The organism is Pseudoalteromonas sp. CH_XMU1449-3 (assembly GCF_037027245.1).
GTDB classification, from domain to species: domain Bacteria; phylum Pseudomonadota; class Gammaproteobacteria; order Enterobacterales; family Alteromonadaceae; genus Pseudoalteromonas; species Pseudoalteromonas shioyasakiensis.
This window is the reverse complement of the sequence record NZ_JAYMDY010000010.1, coordinates 41,931-59,754: the sequence shown is the minus strand read 5'-3', so window position 1 is coordinate 59,754 and position 17,824 is coordinate 41,931. Positions and strand designations below refer to the sequence as shown.

Below are 17,824 nucleotides of genomic sequence, written 5' to 3'. Positions count from 1 at the left end.
ATGAAGAAGTTAACAGCGGCAACACTTGCTCTGTGTATCGCAACCCTGACTGGGTGTTCGTCAAGTGATGACGAAGAAGAACTAGTACTGCCTGAAATTGTTAATCAATTTGAGACAGAAGTAGTTTGGCAAGAATCAATCGGTGATGGTGTTCAGCACTATTTCTCGCGCTTAACACCGGCTATTCATAACGATGTTGTGTATGTAGCAAACCGCGAAGGTGAAGTTGAAGCCCTATCGCTTGAAAATGGCGATACGCTATGGCAAACAGATGTGCGTGAAAACCCAGCTTTCTGGCCTTGGGAAACCACAGAAAGTGCCAAGTTATCGGGCGGTATTTTACAAGCTTACGGCAAAATCTTCGTTGGTTCTGAGCATGGTTACTTAACTGCTCTTGACCGTGAAACAGGTGAAATTGTTTGGCGCAAAACTATGCCAGGCGAAGTACTTGCTAAACCAGCTGCAGGCGACGGCCTAATTTTTGTAAACCTAGGCTCAGGTAAATTATTAGCTGTACACCCAGATACAGGTGAAGAGCGTTGGAGCTTTGAACAAGAAGTGCCACCACTTACATTACGAGGTCAAAGTTCACCAACTGTAGCAAACGGTGGTGTATTGCTAGGCCTTGAAACAGGTAAATTAAGCGTATTAATTTCTGAAAATGGTTACTCTGCGTGGAGTGCTGAAATTGCTTCTCCAAAAGGTGCGTCTGAGTTTGAACGTTTGGTTGATGTAGATACACAAGCATTAATTAGTGGTCCATATGCGTATGCAATCGCCTATAATGGTAACTTAGCTGCCGTTGATATTCGTTCTGGTAATGTTGTTTGGAAACGTGAGTACAGCAGCTATCGTGATTTATCGATGGATAGCCAGTCTATCTATGTTGTTGATAGCGATGGTGTTGTTTACGGTCTAGATAAAACATCAGGTATTGAGCGCTGGAGCCAACCGGCACTGCGCGGCTGGTACTTAACAGGCCCTACCGTGGCTGGTAAGTATTTAGCACTAGGTGACCAAGAAGGTAACCTACACTGGTTAGACAAAGAAACGGGCGAGCTTGTATCGCGCGAAGACTTTGACAGCTCAGGTTTCTTTATTGAGCCAGTTGTTGCCGGTGACAAGTTAATTTTATACACCCGAGATGGTGAAGTTAGCGCGGTTAAAATTCCAAACTAACTTACTAATAGTAAACGTTATTTTTCTAAGGCTTCGCTTGGCGAAGCCTTTTGTTGTTTTTTTAAGAGGTAGTTTATGCTTCCCGTGATCGCTCTTGTTGGGCGACCCAATGTGGGCAAATCCACATTATTTAACCGTTTAACACGTACTCGTGACGCCCTCGTAGCCGACTTTCCAGGCTTAACACGAGATAGAAAATATGGCCAAGCTGATTACGATGGCTATGAATTTATCGTGGTAGACACGGGGGGTATTGACGGTTCTGAGCAAGGTATCGAAACTGAAATGGCTGAGCAATCGCTACTAGCGATTGAAGAAGCCGATATCGTGCTATTTTTAGTTGATGCCCGCGCAGGTATGACCGCCGCTGACCAAGCGATTGCTAACCACCTTCGTAAACAACAAAAGAAATGTTTTGTTGTGGCAAACAAAGTTGATGGTATTGATGCAGACTCGTACTGTGCTGAGTTCTATCAGTTAAGCTTAGGCGACGTACATCACATTGCAGCGGCTCACGGCCGTGGTATCACGCAGCTGCTTGAAACAACTTTACAGCCCGTTATTGCAGAACTTGCAGGCGAAGCTGAAGAGCTTGAAGAAAGTGATGACGAATTGGTTGATCTTTACAGCGAAGATGAAGAAGGCGAAGACAACCAGCAAGCCTTTGCTGACAAGCCAGTAAAGCTTGCTATTATCGGTCGCCCTAACGTTGGTAAGTCAACACTTACAAACCGTATCTTAGGTGAAGAACGTGTAATCGTTTACGATATGCCGGGTACAACCCGTGACTCTATCTATATTCCGATGACTCGTAACGACAAAGAGTACATTCTTATTGATACTGCGGGTGTTCGTAAGCGTAAGAAAGTAAGCGATGTTGTAGAAAAATTCTCTGTGATCAAAACCCTTAAAGCGATTGAAGACGCGAACGTGGTATTGCTTGTGGTTGATGCGCGCGAAGGTATTTCTGATCAAGATTTAAGCTTACTTGGTTTTGCCTTAAACGCAGGTCGTTCATTGGTTGTTGCTGTTAACAAATGGGACGGCCTTGATGATTACGTTAAAGAACGTATTAAGTCAGAGCTTGACCGTCGTTTAGGTTTCATCGATTTCGCACGTTTACACTTTATCTCTGCTTTACATGGCACAGGTGTAGGTCACTTATTTGAATCGGTAGACGAAGCATACGAGTCAGCAACTAAGCGTATCAGCACAGCGATGCTGCGTCGTATCATGGATATGGCTCAAGCTGATCACCAACCGCCACTTGTTCGCGGTCGTCGTGTAAAACTTAAATATGCTCACGCAGGTGGCTATAACCCACCACGTATCGTGATCCACGGTAACCAAGTTCATGACTTACCTGATAGCTACAAACGCTACTTAATGAACTACTACCGTAAAGCATTAGGTATTATGGGTACGCCGATTAAAATTGAATTTAGAGAAGGCGATAATCCATACGCGGGTCGCACTAATAAAGTGACTTTATCGCAAAAACGTAAAATTCGTGCATTTGCGAAAGAAAACCGCAACAAGTCGTAATTTCTACAGCTAAGCTTTAAGTATTAAAAAAACCTTGTGAGTATGACTTACAAGGTTTTTTTATTACTAAAACTATGCTTTATTTAATAAACGAACAATAAATAGAGCAGCATAAATGGACTTTTTAAGTCAGGTTATTTACGTCGATAACGTAGAAGAAGTACTCGACTTTTACTATCAAGCATTTGGTTTAAATACCAACCATATCAGTGACGATGCCGAATACGGTGAACTTATGACAGGATCTGTAAAACTTGCTTTTGCGACCCACCCGCATGCGCAATCATACTTCAAGCAAGGCTATATTCGCGCCCATCCTAAGCAACCAGCTCTTGGTTTTGAGCTAAGATTCAGCTGCCATAATTTAGTCGAAAGTTACGATAAAGCTGTGCTTGCTGGTGCTGAGCCATTGTGCCCGCCAACTAAAAAAGACGCCCAGCATTATGCGTATGTTCGCGCTATTGAAGGCACTTTAGTGTGTTTAGTAGAAGATTAGCTTTTTGTAAGGTCCGTTTTTGTTAGGTCAGTATGCAGCTCAAGGGTTAACTCGCGTAATAACTCGATTCGCTCCAAACTCATATTTGAGCGTGCCATTAACTTAGCCGTTAATTCTTCAGCATCAACTTTAAGTTGCATGCCCTGCTCTGTTAACGAAATTACTTTTTTACGCTCATCTTCACTTGATACCTGACGAGTCAATAAACCTTTGCTTTCTAGGCGCTTAACTATTGGTGTTAAGGTGCCAGAATCGAGGTGCGTGTCATGAGAAAGTGCTTTTAAGCTCACTTGGTTATTATACCAAAGTGAGTGCATCACAATATATTGCGGATAGGTTAAGTCATAAGCTTCGAGGATTGGTCGAAACGCTCTGATCAACGCATTTGTTGCACTGTATAAAGTGAAACATACATTGTCTGATAAGTTGTTGCTCATGCTGCTACCCTAAACTGAAATACAGCCGTATTATTGCCTTAATTTAGTTTGCGCGCAAATTATTTTCCGACGATCTATTGCCTTTTATAGTAAAGATCATTAAATTGATCGCAAATAGTTTGCGCGCAAATGTTTTGTGCAACTCATTAATTGATTCTAATACAGCAGATTCGAGGTTTATATGGCGACAAGTCAACAAATTCATTTAGTTTCACGCCCAACGGGTGTACCAACACAGGCTAATTTTGCGCAGGTAGACGTAACACTTCCTGATTTGAACGACGGCGAAGTGTTAATTAAAAATACCTGGATGTCAGTTGACCCTTATATGCGCCCGCGCATGATTGATCGTAAATCATATATCGCGCCATTTAACTTAAACGAAGTGATGGAAGCCGGTGCTATCGGCGAAGTAATTGAATCACGCAATGATGACTTTCCTGTTGGGAGCAAAGTAAGTCATATTAGCGGCTGGCGTACCATGCACATTAGCGATGGCAGCGACTTAACGTTACTGCCAAACGTACCTTTACCAGACCAACTATTTTTAAGTACTATGGGCATGACTGGGTTAACTGCATGGGCAGGTTTAACAAAGGTAATTAGCCTAAAAGAAACCGATACCGTGTTTGTTTCAGCTGCATCAGGCGCTGTAGGTAGCGTTGTTTGCCAAATTGCTAAGCTAAAAGGCTGTAAAGTGATTGCTTCGGTTGGCTCTGACGAAAAAGCACAAATGGTTAAAGCGTTGGGTGTTGATGCAGTAATTAATTACAAAACGGTAGCAAACCTAACAGAAGCCCTTGAACAAGCAGCACCACAAGGCATTGATGTGTACTTTGAAAACGTAGGTGGCGATCACCTTGAAGCAGCACTCAATGTAATGAACGATTACGGCCGTATTCCTGTATGTGGCATGATCTCAGGTTACAATAACGACACTGCACAGCCTGGGCCAAACAACCTGTTTTATATCAACTCGAAAAAGCTCACCATGCAAGGCTTTATCGTGATTGATTACTTTGATCAGTTCCCTGAGTTTATTGAACAAATGGGCGCGTGGATCAGCGAAGGTAAAATTAAATCTGAAGAAACGGTATACCATGGCATCGAAAATGCCGTTGATGCATTTCTTGGCCTGTTCGAAGGTAAAAATAAAGGAAAAATGCTAGTTAAGCTTTAACGCTTAGCATGCAAATAAAGCCTGTATCTTAGTTGGTACAGGCTTCTTATTTTCAGTCATTCAAAATCGATAAATACGCAAGTTCTGCTAGTTTTTCTAATGATGACGTTGCATTAGACTCAGGCTTTTCAGCATGAACTGAGTAGCGCCTTTTCGGGATCTTAACTTGAATAAAACCATGATTATTGGCCATATCAATACGCAGCATTTCACGTTCTTTTGGCGTTAAATGATTTTCATGGATCTTTTCAAGCTCACCATGATCAAGCCAAATAGCAGCACAATTTGGACATTCGTCTATTTCAACCACTTTTAGTGGGGTGAAAAAGCGTCGCATCATCACTACATCAGGGCAATTCGGGCAATTAATTCGCTTTGCTAAATCAACACATTCTGTTGGCAGGGTTTGTAAATGAGCCACCAGCACTTGCGCGGGTTTTAAATTCGGATCGCTAAAGTGAAATATTTGTCGGTTATCAAAAAATACCCCACCGCTTTTTGATAAATACACATTAACGTCACCAATGCTCACTGCTTCAAGGGCTGTTTTAGTACGCGGGCAAAACATAGACCATCCTTGTTTTATAATTAATTTAGCGCTTTTGTAATTAACGGTTTAAGCGGCTCAGGTAAGCTGATGTTACCAGCTAATACAAAGTCATGTGCTTCATTTGACATTTTTTGCCATGTTTTACGAATAATACCCAGCCATTTTTGTTCATCGTAATCAGGCTTACTACTTGCAAAATCAAGCATGTAATGCTCAATAAACACAAGGCTTGCAATGTCTTCAATCAATTGGCTATCAGGGTTTCGTTTTATGTTCTTTTTTGCAACGGCTGCGTATACGCGCTCACATTCTTCCGGCGCGTAACCCGCCGTTTTCATAAGGGCTGTTACACGCTCGGCATGAAAGTCATATAAAGCCGTACGCCATTGATAATAACCTTGCTTACCCATAGGAAAATCACTGCGAGGAGAGCGCCAACGCTCAATATGTTGGCCTCGCGCAGCAATATGCATCAACTCATCGGCTTGTGGATTAAAGCGGTTTAGCATATCGGTCATACGCATTGCATATAAAGACTCTTTTGCTAGCTCTTGATCATCTTGTTTTACACGATTTGGGTCGACAGCATTCGCTGCATCTATCGCTTTTATAACGGCTTGGTACATAGTGTTTAATCTTACTTGTGCTTGCAATTCATTGTATTTAGGTACAATTATTTTTTTAACTTGCTAAAAATTCAACTAAAATTCTAGATCTTCGCTAGACAACCAGCTAACCCTAAACTAGTATTTTTAAAAGCAAGATTAGCACTTAAATACCTACTTAATTCAGAGACGCCATTGCGTAATATTACATATTTTTCGTTGTTATTTACTTCTTTTTTTCTCAGTTTCTGTTTATTTTCGGCGATCGCACTAAAAGTGTTTTACGATAGACAAGAAATGCATGAAATTGAGCAAAATGCAGCACTTAACAGTTACAGCAGTAACCTTGAAAAAGCACTTGATAGCGCACTCCTTGGTCCTTACCTTGTTCGCGCCGCGATGCGTGACTTTACATACACACAAACTGAATTCGAAACCCTTGCCACTGAGATATTAACTCATAGTGATGGTAGCCAAACTATTCAACTTGCACCAAAAGGGGTTATTCAATACAGCTACCCGCTAACCAGTCACGAGAGTGTGATTGGTGTCGACTTATTCAAGATGCAAAGTATTGAAAAGTCATTACAAACAGCCATTGATACTCAAAAAATGCAAATCGATGGACCTAAAGAGTTGGCTCAAGGTGGTCAAGGCTTAGTCGCTCGATTACCAATTTTTGATCAAAATGAGTTTTGGGGGTTTGCAATCGCGGTGCTGCGTTTTCCAGAATTTATAGCAAATTTGAGCCCTGAGACTACTTCACACCCTCACCTCTATGAGGTCTGGCAAAAAACAGCAAATAGCTACGCGCCGCTTTTAAATAACCACAGTTTTGAGCAAAGCCACTGGTCAACTTACAGCCTCGATGTTGAAAATCAACATTGGGTTGTGGGTATTAAAGACGAGTTTGCTTATCGAGCGCATGTTGAATTTTTAGTATTACTACTCATAGCTCTGTTACTTTCATCGGTTAGCTGCTATTTGATTACGATTACTTGTCGGTTACGTGAGCATGAGCAAAACCTCGAAAAACTTGTGCAAAAGCAAACCTTAGAGCTGTCTGAACAGGCACTTGAATTAAAACAAGCTCAGTCACTCAGTGGCGTAGGCAGTTGGCATTTGTCGCCTGATAAAAGCATTAGGCAATTATCATCACAAGCTAAATCGCTATTCAAAGAACAAAGCAAAGCGCAATCAATTACTGATGTCTGTAAAAAAATCGATAGCTTTTATAAAAATTCGTTTTTAAATTTTATTCATACTAAGCCTAGTAGCCCAACTGAAATTGAGTACACGATTAAACTCAACGGAGAAAAACGCTGGTTTCATGAGCACGCTGAATGGAACCCTAAAACCAACACCTTGGTTGGTACGATTAAAGACATAAGTGCTGAAAAACAACGCCAACATGAGCTTTACCAGCAAGCACATTTTGACTCGGTCACCGGCCTTGCCAATCGCCATTACAGCGAAAAATATATCGCTAGTTTATGCCCTGAAGACCAATACAGTAGCGGCCTTACTTTATTGTGTGCCGAGATCAAAGGCTATCGTCAATTAGAAGATATTTATGGTCAAGATTACTTAAATGAACTACAGACAACGATAGCTAACCGGCTAATTGAATTTTCTGACTTACATCAAGCGTTTTGCGCTCATATAAAACCTGGCTGTTTTTTAATATTACTAAAAGAAGCCATTTTTGATGAAAAACTCGCCGCCCTATTAGATAAATTACAGCATCAGGTCGGCGGTATTATTGAAACCGCTGGTAGCGCTCATTTTTACCACTTATACATTGGCGTGGGTTATCCGCACTTACAAAACATCGATGCGGCTGAGCAAATCAATACAGCTCTCATTGCGATGAATGAATGCCCCCGTACACAAAAACCATTTACTGTTTATAGCCAATCTCTGAAAGATAAGCTTATTGCACAAAGTAACCTCGAAAGTGATCTACGTCATGCGCTTGCGGCCAACGAACAGCTAAGTATGGTGTATCAGCCAATTGTAAACACTATAGATGGCACACTGATTGGCTGTGAAGCGCTTGTACGTTGGCAGCACCCTGTTCGAGGCTTTGTGTCACCAGTGGAGTTTATTGCCATCGCTGAGCAATCAGAGCTCATTAATTTATTATCTCGTTGGATTGTTGCTAAGGTTGCTGAAGATTGCCACCGCATGGTTGAAAATAACATTCGTATTAAAGTGTCGATCAATCTCTCACGTAAACAGTTCTCTGATGTGCATTTAGTTAAACGATTAAGCAAAGAAAAAGCTAAGCTATTTCCGGCTAATCAAAAAATTAATCTTGAGATCACCGAATCCGCCCTATTTCAAAATACCCAGTACGCCATAAACCTAATGCATGAACTTAAATTAGCAGGTTTTAATTTATCACTTGATGACTTTGGAACGGGTTATTCATCACTGTCGTCGATTCAGCAGTTTCCGTTAGATAACGTTAAGATTGACCGTGCCTTTATTTGTAACTGCGTTGATAACCCACGAGATGGTTTATTTTTACAAACGATGAGTGATTTAGCCCATCAACTAGACTTAACGATTACTGCAGAAGGGGTCGAAAGCTCAGAGCAATGGCAGTTGGTGAGTGATAAAGGCATTGATTATATTCAAGGTTACTTAATATCAATGCCCTTATCTATTGATGATTTTATAGCGTTTGACCCGGTTGCGTAAGATCCACAGCCAAGCTTTGTTTTGGTTTTTCGATCATACGGGAAAGCTCTTTTTCGCCATCGCTGACAATAATGGTTGGCGTATACATTAAGTCGTGCTGTTTTGCTAACCCTGCAGGGTCTAGCTTGTCGTAGCCAACGGCCACTAGTTTAAGTGAGCCTAACTGCACCTTTGCAGTATCGAGAAGTTTTAAAAATCGAGGCACTTCACGTTTTGAGTCATGACACCAAGTGCCCAAGAACACCAAAACCTGCTTACCTTGCAGTGCTTTTATCGTGGTTAACTCTTCTTCACTCGGTGTGTATTCATCGTACTCTTCACTAAACGAAGAGTAGTCTTTAAGTAAGTCATCACGACTTATCTCTCCACTGTATGGAGCGGTACCTGCAAATGTCAGGGCAGAGAATAACAAAGCGGCGATATAAATTAGTTTTTTCATTTTTTTTGTTCTCAAGATATTTTCTTCACCTTAACCAATTTAGCAACAACACTCCAGCAGGCTTTGTGCAAAGAATCGTTATTTTTTGCAGGTTAAATTGGCATGTAAAGTAAAAACAAACTACTATATTAGATATATCTAATATAAGGTTTACTATGTTTTCCTTCAGAACAATTGTGATTTGTACTGTGTTACTTTCACCTAGTCTTTATGCCGAAACAAAATCAGCGACTCTAGAAACTCAAGCAGCGCAGCGAGCAACTGAATTTGCCACGACGCTTAAATCAGCATTAGGAGCCGCAATCAAGCAAGGTGGTTTAGTCGAAGGAATTAACGTGTGCAAAATGCAAGCCCCGGCCATTAGCGATAGCTTATCAACTGATGGTTGGACGGTAGCGCGTAAAAGCACTAAAAACCGTAATCCAAATAATCAACCCGATGAATGGGAAGCTGAAAAAATCGCCCAGCTGCTCGATATGATCAGAAACACTGAGAGCATCGACAATGTGACTTTTTCAACCAATAAAGATGGTCAATTTCGCTTTGCTAAAGCGATAAAAGTCGCGCCAGTTTGCCTCAATTGTCATGGCCAAACAATTGCGCCAGAAGTAAAACAAGCACTCAACGAACATTACCCAAATGATTTAGCCACAGGCTATCGGCTTGGTGATCTAAGAGGAATATTCTCTATTACCAAAACGCTCGAAACGCCTGAGCCATAAAATAAAAGCCTTGTACTCGCATAGTTTGCTCCTTAGCCATTAAAATACCCTTTTAAAATCAACCATGGTGCCATTTATGTCTTTTCCTCCTTGCCCACAATGTAACTCTGAATACGTGTATGAAGATCAAAACAATTTAGTATGCCCAGAATGCGCTCATGAGTGGGATCCTAATGCGGTTGATACCGATGATGTGATCAATGTGAAAGATGCTAACGGCACCTTATTGGTCGATGGCGATAAAGTGACTGTTGCGAAAGATTTAAAAATTAAAGGCAGCTCACAAGTGATTAAAATAGGCACCAAAGCCGTGATCCGCCGCGTGTTAGACAAAAAAGACCACGAATTAGACTGTAAAGTTGATGGCGTTGGTGAAATGATGGTAACCGCTAAGTTTGTTAAAAAAGCCTGATAACATTATGAAATTGTTATATATTGCTGTGAATAATTACGCAGCAATTTCAATAAGCTAACTTTTTTAATAGCCAAACTTTTCAACAACAATCCCTGTTACTTCACAATGTTCGCAGCTCAACTGCCAGCCAGCAGCCCATGTGGTTGCGCTAAGCTTTGCTTTGCAAAGCGGGCAAACTTCGCCAGCAAAGGTACTGGGAGTAATATCTTTAGCTTGCTTAGAAAACGGTCTTAAAAACCAAATAATATTATCGTCGATACTGATGGTTAGATCGTGGCGTAACGTCTCGCAATAAGCATCAAACACCGCTTGTTTGTACTGTTTTTCGTGCTCAGCAGATTGACTGGCATAAACACTCAAAGCGTTTTCAATGTTTTTTAGGCGTTCGGGCCATGCTTGTGCGTCTATATTCGCTTTGCAATCTAGCAGCTCATCAAGAGTGTAACTTGCATAGTTTGGTTCAATCATAATTGTCATCCTTGCTTTGGGTTATTAATTCTTTGGGTATTCAGTTTTTTGAATACAATGTTCCATTTTGCTTTATTTGCAACAGCCATTGCTCAAATAAATTGTTCGCGATACTCAGCTCTTCATCTGTAAGTGTCGGGTATTGTCTTTGCTCAAACCACGCATAACGATTATACACATCGTTATTTTGCGTGATTTCCATAATGAGTAGATTTATAGCGTAGGCTTTTGCTGCACTATGCTCACCAACTTGTTCGCTGTAATACATGCTCGCTAAACTCATCAGCGCTTGTTCACTACCCTGCTTCGCTGCTTGCTCTAAAAATACGGTTTTACGCTCTTTAAAACTATCACGATTTTTGATGAACTCTGCACGTGACAACTTCTCAGGAAATTGCGACTTCATGTAAAATTCGGGCGTTAGCCCAGCAAACGTTTGCTGCGCATAAGCGGAGCCATTTTCTGCAGCCTCTGCCAAATAACTGTAAAAAGAACGCCGCGTTGCTAAATCTAATCCTTGGCAATACTCATATTTATCTAAAACACGGCTTTGTATCTCGCCAGCATCACTAAACTCATAGATTTCAGCCAACTTTACTTCCAGGACCTGTTCATCTAAAGGCGCATTAAAACAATACTTAAGGTTTTGCGCGATGAGGTAGTTAGCCTCCACATCACCTTGCTGAGCACGTTGCTTTAGCTCTGTAAAATGGTCTAGAAACACGCCATCAAAACGCCAGTTTGGTGGGTTTTTGATAATAAGCTCGCGACTATTATTTACCTCATTCCCTTGCTCAACTAATTTATCTGCTAACAAACTCGTTTCAAGCTTGGTAGCGGGCATGCTCACTTGTGCGTCAACTTGCTGCGTAGCTCTTTTATTATTCGATAGTTCTGAACTGGTAGCTAATGGAGCAGTTTTTTGAGAGACGTAACTGTTAATAAATATTACGCATACTAATACCATAGCCACAGTTAAAAGTGGCTTTTTCCGTTGTTTAATAAAAGCATACCCAGACATAACAACCTACTTATCACTCTTGTTGCTAAGTAAGTTACAAGAAAACAATAATAAAAGCGAAGCTAAACTTCTAAATATGACAGCCTAAAATCATGATGGCGATCAAACAAACTAACAACTTTGTACCCAAACATTGAGTTAAAGTTATTAACTTGCTAGATTATTTTTTGTTCGAAAAATAATCCCTTTACTTAAGTTTATGCAAAATATGGAGATCATCGAATGCGCCTCATGCTCAATACATCGATTTTTATAATTGCCGGTCTTACCCTTGCTGGCTGTGGCGATAATAAAACAGAAACAACAAATTCTGAAGATATAAAAACTGCGAGTTCTACTATTAAAAGCACGCAAAAATTAGTCACTCCAGAAAACTACATAAGAGCTGAAGATGACTTTTCATTTTTCGACTTTCAACTAAGAGCAGGCGGTAAAATCAATGAGTTCTTTTACATCACTGAACCAACGCCACTGGATCAGCAAAGTGTAGTGAGAATGAATAAAGATACTCTGTATGCAGGCGCTGTAGTAGATACTGAAGGAGGTGCTACTGTAACAATTCCTGAGTTTCCTGATGATCGATATTTCTCGGTCTATGTTGTTGATAATGATCACTACGCAACAGCGGTATTTTATGAATCAGGAACTCATGCTTTACCTAACACAACAAAGTATCAGGCAGTTATTCAAAGGATCCAGCTTCTTGCTCCAGATGACTCTGCTGATGTTGCTCTTGTAAATGAATTACAAAAGAAAATTATCATTTCTACAAATAGTAATGACACTTTTCCAAAGCCTGACTGGGATAAGCTATCAATGCTTAAACTTCGCGCCGATTATGAAAAAGAGTTTCAAAAATTCGCACAATACGAAGCTGATTGGATGGGCAAAAAAGGAGAAGTTAACGAACAAAGCCGCCACTTAGCAGTGGCTGGTGCTTGGGGTCTATTTCCTGAAAAAGACGCTGTTTATATAAACTATACAGGCCCTGCCGATCCAAGTAAGTGCTATTCTGCAACATACGAAGTACCTGATAATGATGCGTTTTGGTCTATTACTGTTTATGGTGATGATGGCTTCATGAAATCAACGAACAACATAATTAATGATCGTAATGTTACCCTAAACGAAAATGGAACATTCACCGCATTTTTCGGCTCAGAACAAGCTTGTGGCGATCAAGCTAATAGAGCTGATATTACTCAAGGCTGGAACTTTCTCATGCGAGTTTACAGGCCTGGCGAAAGTATTTTAGACAGAACATATAAGCTACCTGAAGTCACAGAAATTTAAATTACTATCTTGAGCCTGAATTATGAACTTTAGGCTCATTACAGCCATTTTCACTGCTTAACTGCGGTTTCGCTTCGCTTGCTTTGAACAGGTGAAAAACTTAAAGTTAGAAAGTTACCAGAGCCTATTAAGGGGTCTAGTTCGTCTTTATTAGGAATATTGTGTATGGACGCATTACCGTATCTACAAAAGGTGACACTCAAACGAGAGCACGTTTTCTCTTTTGATACATATCCATTCTCTATTCCTGCGGTTAATCAGCTCTTTGAAATAGACTTTTCGAAACATGTCACAATATTTGTAGGTGAAAATGGTTCTGGGAAATCGACTCTTTTAGAAGCAATTGCTATCGCCTTAGGTTTTAACGCCGAAGGTGGTTCTAAAAACTTTAACTTTCAAACTCAGCAATCGCATTCAGAGCTTCATAAGTACTTGCTACTCTCAAAATCGTTTAAGAGATACAAAGATGGTTTTTTCTTGCGAGCTGAAAGCTTCTATAACGTTGCATCAAATATTGATGACTTGGATTCGGGATTTTCTGGAGGAGCTAAGCTGATAGATGCCTATGGTGGTACATCCCTTCATCACCAATCACATGGCGAATCGTTTTTAGCGCTTATGGTAAACCGCTTCATCGGCAATGGGCTTTATATTTTAGATGAGCCTGAGGCCGCACTTTCTCCTGCTAGGCAGTTGGCTGTTTTAAGTCGCATGTTTCAACTAATTGAACAGAACTCTCAGTTCATTATTGCCACACACTCACCGATTTTAATGGCATACCCGGGTGCGAGGATCTACCAAGTGGGAGCACAAGGTATTGAACAAATAAATTATGAGGATACTGAGCATTACCAAATTACAAAGGCGTTTTTAAACAACCCACAGCCAATGCTTGAAGAGCTTTTCAAGTCAGAAGATCACTAATTATATTATTTCTGATGCTATGCATGAACAAAGGTAAGCAATAAAGCATGCTTACCTTTATAGGGCGTGTTTAGATTTAACTAAATTTGTTTTGGTAATTTAGTCGAAATAACGGCGGTAATAACAATAAATAACAGTGAGATAGCTAAACAGGCTGCTAAGCCATACACCTGAAAAACTAAGCCAGACAACACAGTACCAATTAAGCGTCCCATGGCATTGGCCATATAGTAAAACCCGACATCAAGTGATACGCCATCGGCATCAGCCATGCTAACAATTAAGTAGCTGTGCAAAGATGAGTTAATCGCGAATAGCACACCAAATAACATCAGTCCGCCTATCAGCATTGGTTTTACTGCCCAGTCAAAACCAATAGCAAGGGCAATGGCTAAGGTGACTAAAGCAAGCAGTGATGCCCACTTAACTGTTTCTGCACTTGGTGACGTTTGCTTATTGAGTTTAATGATTTTAGGTGCAAAAGATTGCACTATCCCATAACCAATGATCCACGCAGCTATAAAAGCGCCCACGGTCCAATGATCCCAACCAAAGGCTTGTGATAAAAACACCGGTAGTGCAACTACAAACCAAACATCACGCGCACCAAACAAAAACAACCTCGCGGCTGACAAGATATTGATTGAACTGCTTTTTGAAAATATCTCGTTAAACTTAGGTTTGTTTTTGGCTTTGCCTAAATCATTTTTAAGTGCATAAATACTAAAACACCACACCACCAGCAAAGTAGCAGCCATGGCAAGCATTGCGCCTTTAAACGACATTAATGTGAGAAGTAAACCACCTAAAAAGAAGCCCACACCTTTTAAGGCGTTTTTAGAGCCTGTTAGTATCGCTACCCATTTAAACAAGGTGCCTTCTTGGCCACTGGCAACCAGCATTTTGATTGAGCTTTTAGCGCTCATTTTATTGAGATCTTTGGCAATCCCAGACAGAGCCTGCGCCAACATCACATAGGCTACACTCAGCCATTCAGGAGGGACTGCCAACATGAACAAGGCTACAACCTGTATAGCAAGGCCAATGTTCATAGTTTTATTTAAACCAAGCCTTGCGCCTAAATAGCCGCCCACTAAGTTAGTGACAACACCAAAAATCTCATAAAACAAAAACAGCATGGCAATACTCAAAGGCGAGTAGCCAAGCGCATGAAAATGCAGTACCACCAACATTCTCAATGCGCCATCTGTTAGCGTAAATGCCCAGTAATTCCCAGTGACAATTAAGTACTGCTTTATATCAGCGGGAAGATTAGCCAAACGCGTCATTGCTTTTAACCTTGAAGTGATCGCGCAACTTTTCGGGCAAGTTCGGCGGTACGGTTTGCATAACCCCATTCGTTATCGTACCAAACATACAGCTTAACTTGAGTCTCGTTGACAACCATGGTTGATAACGCATCAACAATGCTTGAGCGTGGATCAGTTTTGTAATCGATAGAAACAAGTGGCTTTTCTTCATAGCCCAAAATGCCTTTTAGCTCGCCCTCTGCGGCTTCTTGCATCCACTGGTTAATTTGCTCAGCGGTAGTAGGCTTTTCAACTTCAAACACACAGTCTGTGATTGATGCATTGGCTAACGGCACACGAACCGCGTGGCCATTTAATTTACCTTTAAGTTCAGGGAAAATATGTGTAATCGCTGTTGCAGAGCCGGTTGTAGTTGGAATTAAGCTCATGCCACATGCGCGAGCACGTCGTAAGTCTTTATGGGGCGCATCTAAGATAGTTTGCGTGTTAGTGATATCGTGAATAGTGGTCATTGAACCATGTTTGATACCAATTTTTTCTTGCAATACTTTAACCACAGGCGCTAAACAGTTGGTAGTGCACGATGCTGCTGTAACAATATCATGCTGATTTACATCGTATAAATCATCGTTTACACCCATTACAATATTCAGCACACCGTCTTCTTTTACAGGGGCAGTGACAACAACTTTCTTCACACCTTGATCAAGATAGGCTTGCAGTAACTCGGTTTTTTTCATCACACCAGAGGCTTCAATAACGATATCGCAACCAGACCAATCAGTGTCTGCAATCGTTTTATTTTGCGTAACGTTAATTTCGTGGCCATCGATGATCACAGCATTGTCGTTACTTTCAACCTCATGAGGCCAAATACCGTGCACCGAATCATACTTTAGTAAGTGAGCCAATGTAGCTGCATCACCCGCAGGATCATTAATTTGCACAAACTCAACGTCGTCCCATGCAAACGCTGCTCTTAGTGATAAACGACCCATACGGCCAAAACCATTAATGCCTACTTTAATTGCCATTGTTAAGCTCCTACTTTTTGAAAATTGTCGAAAAATGAACGTTGTACTGGGTTATGCAACGATTTAGGGCGAATAGCCTGCACTTGATTAACTATGTCATTTTTAGCATAGCCAAGCTCATGCATTAATAAACCAATAACTAACCCTGTGCGGCCTGAACCGCCTTTACAATGCACAGCCACGCTACCACCGCTTTTTATGATGGCAAGAATCTCGTTAAGGTGTTTGTTGAAAGCTAAACTAAACGCTTCGCTTGGCGCGTCATCATCAACAATAGGTAATTGAAACCAGCTGAGATCTGCTTGCTCACATTCGATTGCAAGCTGCTGCGCGCCATTTTTAACAAGCTCTTCATCGTACATTAGAGTAATAATTGCTTTTGCACCTGCCGCTTTTAAATCTGCTACAGACTGTGATAAGCCAACGCTTTTTGTGCCAGGGCAAGGGGTAAAAATAAATGCCCCTGTTTCTAGCTGTAAAATATCAAATGGATGTGATTGCATTATGATTCCCCAATTATTCTTTAAACCAATGTGTTGTTTTATTGACGATTGCAACCAACGACAGCATTACAGGTACTTCGACCAACACCCCAACAACGGTTGCTAATGCTGCACCCGAGTGCAAACCAAATAATGAAATAGCCACTGCGACCGCTAACTCAAAAAAGTTAGAGGTACCAATTAAACATGCTGGCCCGGCAATGTTGTGCTTAAGCTTAAGTTTTAACGCAATGAAATAGGTGATTGCAAAAATACCGTAGGTTTGCAAAACAAGAGGAATGGCAATCAGTACAATGTTAAGCGGTTGGGCTAAAATCGTGTTGGCCTGAAACCCAAACAGTAAGACCACAGTGGCTAATAAGCCAACAACTGAATACGGTTTAATTTTCTCTAAAAATGACTGCACTGCAGCTTCATTTTGTGCTGAATTATTAAGAGCTTTTCGTGTTAATACCCCAGCGATAAGTGGCAGCAATACATACAACACAACCGAAATCATCAATGTAAGCCAAGGTACATGAATATCAGATACACCCAGCAACAACCCCGCAATAGGTGCAAAGGCAAAAATCATAATGATGTCGTTCACAGACACTTGCACTAAGGTGTAATTTGCATCGCCTTTGGTCAGTTGTGACCACACAAACACCATTGCCGTACAAGGTGCAACACCAAGCAAAATCATGCCTGCAATATATTCTTGCGCAGTTTCAGGGCTAACGAAATCTGCAAATAACCCTTCAAAAAATAGCCAACCTAATGCGGCCATTGAAAACGGTTTGATAAGCCAGTTAATGATTAAAGTGAGCATCATCCCTTTAGGGTTTTTACCGACTTCTTTGATTGTTGAAAAATCAACTTGCACCATCATCGGGTAGATCATTACCCAAATAAACAGTGCAACAACAATGTTTACATGGGCCACTTCGGCTTTCGCTATTAGCTCAAATAAAGGCGGAAACATCACCCCAAGCGTCACACCGATGGCAATAGCAGCAGCAACCCATACAGATAAATATCGTTCAAAAACACCCAT

General features: G+C 41.0%; 19 protein-coding genes. 9 read left to right on the top strand and 10 right to left on the bottom strand.

Features of this window, described 5'->3' with window-relative positions; translation table 11 throughout:
* From bamB to WA256_RS13450, 3 genes are all read left to right on the top strand, one after another.
* The gene (gene bamB / locus WA256_RS13460) at nucleotides 1-1,179 is read left to right on the top strand and encodes an outer membrane protein assembly factor BamB (protein WP_062565865.1); all 1,179 of its coding nucleotides are present in this window, start codon (nucleotides 1-3) and stop codon (nucleotides 1,177-1,179) included.
* Between the two features lie 75 nt (nucleotides 1,180-1,254).
* Nucleotides 1,255-2,724 (top strand): ribosome biogenesis GTPase Der, encoded by a 1,470-nt coding sequence (gene der, locus WA256_RS13455; RefSeq protein WP_054553521.1) that lies wholly within the window; start codon nucleotides 1,255-1,257, stop codon nucleotides 2,722-2,724.
* 115 nt (nucleotides 2,725-2,839) lie between these two features.
* Nucleotides 2,840-3,220, top strand: a complete 381-nt coding sequence (locus WA256_RS13450; RefSeq protein ID WP_335992196.1) for a VOC family protein — start codon at nucleotides 2,840-2,842, stop codon at nucleotides 3,218-3,220.
* On the opposite strand, the gene WA256_RS13445 is transcribed toward WA256_RS13450, so the two are convergent.
* On the bottom strand, nucleotides 3,217-3,657 hold the full coding sequence (locus tag WA256_RS13445; protein WP_062565867.1) for a MarR family winged helix-turn-helix transcriptional regulator: 441 nt from the start codon (nucleotides 3,655-3,657) through the stop codon (nucleotides 3,217-3,219). The two genes, WA256_RS13450 and WA256_RS13445, sit on opposite strands and share 4 nt — an antisense overlap.
* Nucleotides 3,658-3,838: 181 nt before the next feature.
* Between WA256_RS13445 and WA256_RS13440 the strand changes: the two genes are divergently transcribed.
* Nucleotides 3,839-4,837 (top strand): NADP-dependent oxidoreductase, encoded by a 999-nt coding sequence (locus WA256_RS13440; RefSeq protein ID WP_335992192.1) that lies wholly within the window; start codon nucleotides 3,839-3,841, stop codon nucleotides 4,835-4,837.
* Nucleotides 4,838-4,889: 52 nt separating this feature from the next.
* Here the strand turns inward: WA256_RS13440 and WA256_RS13435 are convergent, their stop codons facing one another.
* Together WA256_RS13435 and WA256_RS13430 are read right to left on the bottom strand one after the other, a co-directional pair.
* Nucleotides 4,890-5,405, bottom strand: a complete 516-nt coding sequence (locus WA256_RS13435) for a TFIIB-type zinc ribbon-containing protein (protein ID WP_062565869.1) — start codon at nucleotides 5,403-5,405, stop codon at nucleotides 4,890-4,892.
* 20 nt (nucleotides 5,406-5,425) lie between these two features.
* A complete protein-coding gene (locus WA256_RS13430) occupies nucleotides 5,426-6,013 on the bottom strand; it encodes a DUF4202 domain-containing protein (protein ID WP_055021842.1) in 588 nt (195 codons plus the stop codon).
* 276 nt (nucleotides 6,014-6,289) lie between these two features.
* On the opposite strand from WA256_RS13430, the gene WA256_RS13425 reads away from it, so the two are divergent.
* Complete coding sequence (locus WA256_RS13425; RefSeq protein ID WP_335992187.1) at nucleotides 6,290-8,698, top strand: putative bifunctional diguanylate cyclase/phosphodiesterase; 2,409 nt, start codon at nucleotides 6,290-6,292, stop codon at nucleotides 8,696-8,698.
* Here the strand turns inward: WA256_RS13425 and WA256_RS13420 are convergent.
* Entirely contained in the window at nucleotides 8,673-9,137 is a 465-nt protein-coding gene (locus tag WA256_RS13420; protein ID WP_335992185.1) for a TlpA family protein disulfide reductase, read from the bottom strand. The two genes, WA256_RS13425 and WA256_RS13420, sit on opposite strands and share 26 nt — an antisense overlap.
* A 155-nt stretch (nucleotides 9,138-9,292) precedes the next feature.
* Between WA256_RS13420 and WA256_RS13415 the strand changes: the two genes are divergently transcribed.
* On the top strand, nucleotides 9,293-9,859 hold the full coding sequence (locus WA256_RS13415; RefSeq protein ID WP_062565872.1) for a Tll0287-like domain-containing protein: 567 nt from the start codon (nucleotides 9,293-9,295) through the stop codon (nucleotides 9,857-9,859).
* 76 nt (nucleotides 9,860-9,935) lie between these two features.
* On the top strand, nucleotides 9,936-10,271 hold the full coding sequence (locus WA256_RS13410; protein WP_055199035.1) for a zinc ribbon domain-containing protein YjdM: 336 nt from the start codon (nucleotides 9,936-9,938) through the stop codon (nucleotides 10,269-10,271).
* 66 nt (nucleotides 10,272-10,337) lie between these two features.
* On the opposite strand, the gene WA256_RS13405 is transcribed toward WA256_RS13410, so the two are convergent.
* Both WA256_RS13405 and WA256_RS13400 read right to left on the bottom strand, forming a co-directional pair.
* Complete coding sequence (locus WA256_RS13405; protein ID WP_335992180.1) at nucleotides 10,338-10,742, bottom strand: hypothetical protein; 405 nt, start codon at nucleotides 10,740-10,742, stop codon at nucleotides 10,338-10,340.
* Nucleotides 10,743-10,782: 40 nt separating this feature from the next.
* The gene (locus WA256_RS13400) at nucleotides 10,783-11,592 is read right to left on the bottom strand and encodes a hypothetical protein (protein WP_335992179.1); all 810 of its coding nucleotides are present in this window, start codon (nucleotides 11,590-11,592) and stop codon (nucleotides 10,783-10,785) included.
* 393 nt (nucleotides 11,593-11,985) lie between these two features.
* Here WA256_RS13400 and WA256_RS13395 point away from each other — a divergent pair, with 393 nt between their 5' ends.
* Together WA256_RS13395 and WA256_RS13390 are read left to right on the top strand one after the other, a co-directional pair.
* Nucleotides 11,986-13,056: a DUF1214 domain-containing protein gene (locus WA256_RS13395; protein ID WP_335992178.1), complete on the top strand. Its 1,071-nt coding sequence runs from the start codon at nucleotides 11,986-11,988 to the stop codon at nucleotides 13,054-13,056.
* A 165-nt stretch (nucleotides 13,057-13,221) separates the two neighbouring features.
* Nucleotides 13,222-13,980, top strand: a complete 759-nt coding sequence (locus WA256_RS13390) for an AAA family ATPase (RefSeq protein ID WP_335992176.1) — start codon at nucleotides 13,222-13,224, stop codon at nucleotides 13,978-13,980.
* 80 nt (nucleotides 13,981-14,060) lie between these two features.
* On the opposite strand, the gene arsJ is transcribed toward WA256_RS13390, so the two are convergent.
* The 4 genes from arsJ to arsB are packed head-to-tail and all read right to left on the bottom strand — an operon-like array spanning nucleotide 14,061 to nucleotide 17,824.
* Nucleotides 14,061-15,269, bottom strand: coding sequence for an organoarsenical effux MFS transporter ArsJ (arsJ, locus tag WA256_RS13385; protein ID WP_335992173.1), 1,209 nt, complete (start codon nucleotides 15,267-15,269; stop codon nucleotides 14,061-14,063).
* A gap of 5 nt (nucleotides 15,270-15,274) precedes the next feature.
* The gene (locus tag WA256_RS13380) at nucleotides 15,275-16,285 is read right to left on the bottom strand and encodes an ArsJ-associated glyceraldehyde-3-phosphate dehydrogenase (RefSeq protein WP_250660789.1); all 1,011 of its coding nucleotides are present in this window, start codon (nucleotides 16,283-16,285) and stop codon (nucleotides 15,275-15,277) included.
* A 2-nt stretch (nucleotides 16,286-16,287) separates the two neighbouring features.
* Nucleotides 16,288-16,788 carry a phosphatase domain-containing putative toxin gene (locus WA256_RS13375; protein WP_335992170.1) on the bottom strand — a complete coding sequence of 167 codons (501 nt, stop codon included), beginning with the start codon at nucleotides 16,786-16,788 and terminating at the stop codon, nucleotides 16,288-16,290.
* Nucleotides 16,789-16,801: 13 nt separating this feature from the next.
* The gene (gene arsB / locus WA256_RS13370; RefSeq protein ID WP_335992168.1) at nucleotides 16,802-17,824 is read right to left on the bottom strand and encodes an ACR3 family arsenite efflux transporter; all 1,023 of its coding nucleotides are present in this window, start codon (nucleotides 17,822-17,824) and stop codon (nucleotides 16,802-16,804) included.

Coding starts and splice junctions, on each gene's coding strand:
- WA256_RS13375 (WP_335992170.1), bottom strand. CDS start 16,788: ATGCAATCACATCCATTTGATATTTTACAGCTAGAAACAGGGGCATTT.
- arsB (WP_335992168.1), bottom strand. CDS start 17,824: ATGGGTGTTTTTGAACGATATTTATCTGTATGGGTTGCTGCTGCTATT.
- WA256_RS13445 (WP_062565867.1), bottom strand. CDS start 3,657: ATGAGCAACAACTTATCAGACAATGTATGTTTCACTTTATACAGTGCA.
- WA256_RS13440 (WP_335992192.1), top strand. CDS start 3,839: ATGGCGACAAGTCAACAAATTCATTTAGTTTCACGCCCAACGGGTGTA.
- der (WP_054553521.1), top strand. CDS start 1,255: ATGCTTCCCGTGATCGCTCTTGTTGGGCGACCCAATGTGGGCAAATCC.
- WA256_RS13410 (WP_055199035.1), top strand. CDS start 9,936: ATGTCTTTTCCTCCTTGCCCACAATGTAACTCTGAATACGTGTATGAA.
- WA256_RS13435 (WP_062565869.1), bottom strand. CDS start 5,405: ATGTTTTGCCCGCGTACTAAAACAGCCCTTGAAGCAGTGAGCATTGGT.
- WA256_RS13425 (WP_335992187.1), top strand. CDS start 6,290: ATGCATGAAATTGAGCAAAATGCAGCACTTAACAGTTACAGCAGTAAC.
- WA256_RS13380 (WP_250660789.1), bottom strand. CDS start 16,285: ATGGCAATTAAAGTAGGCATTAATGGTTTTGGCCGTATGGGTCGTTTA.
- WA256_RS13420 (WP_335992185.1), bottom strand. CDS start 9,137: ATGAAAAAACTAATTTATATCGCCGCTTTGTTATTCTCTGCCCTGACA.
- WA256_RS13390 (WP_335992176.1), top strand. CDS start 13,222: ATGGACGCATTACCGTATCTACAAAAGGTGACACTCAAACGAGAGCAC.
- WA256_RS13405 (WP_335992180.1), bottom strand. CDS start 10,742: ATGATTGAACCAAACTATGCAAGTTACACTCTTGATGAGCTGCTAGAT.
- WA256_RS13415 (WP_062565872.1), top strand. CDS start 9,293: ATGTTTTCCTTCAGAACAATTGTGATTTGTACTGTGTTACTTTCACCT.
- WA256_RS13430 (WP_055021842.1), bottom strand. CDS start 6,013: ATGTACCAAGCCGTTATAAAAGCGATAGATGCAGCGAATGCTGTCGAC.
- arsJ (WP_335992173.1), bottom strand. CDS start 15,269: ATGACGCGTTTGGCTAATCTTCCCGCTGATATAAAGCAGTACTTAATT.
- WA256_RS13395 (WP_335992178.1), top strand. CDS start 11,986: ATGCGCCTCATGCTCAATACATCGATTTTTATAATTGCCGGTCTTACC.
- WA256_RS13450 (WP_335992196.1), top strand. CDS start 2,840: ATGGACTTTTTAAGTCAGGTTATTTACGTCGATAACGTAGAAGAAGTA.
- bamB (WP_062565865.1), top strand. CDS start 1: ATGAAGAAGTTAACAGCGGCAACACTTGCTCTGTGTATCGCAACCCTG.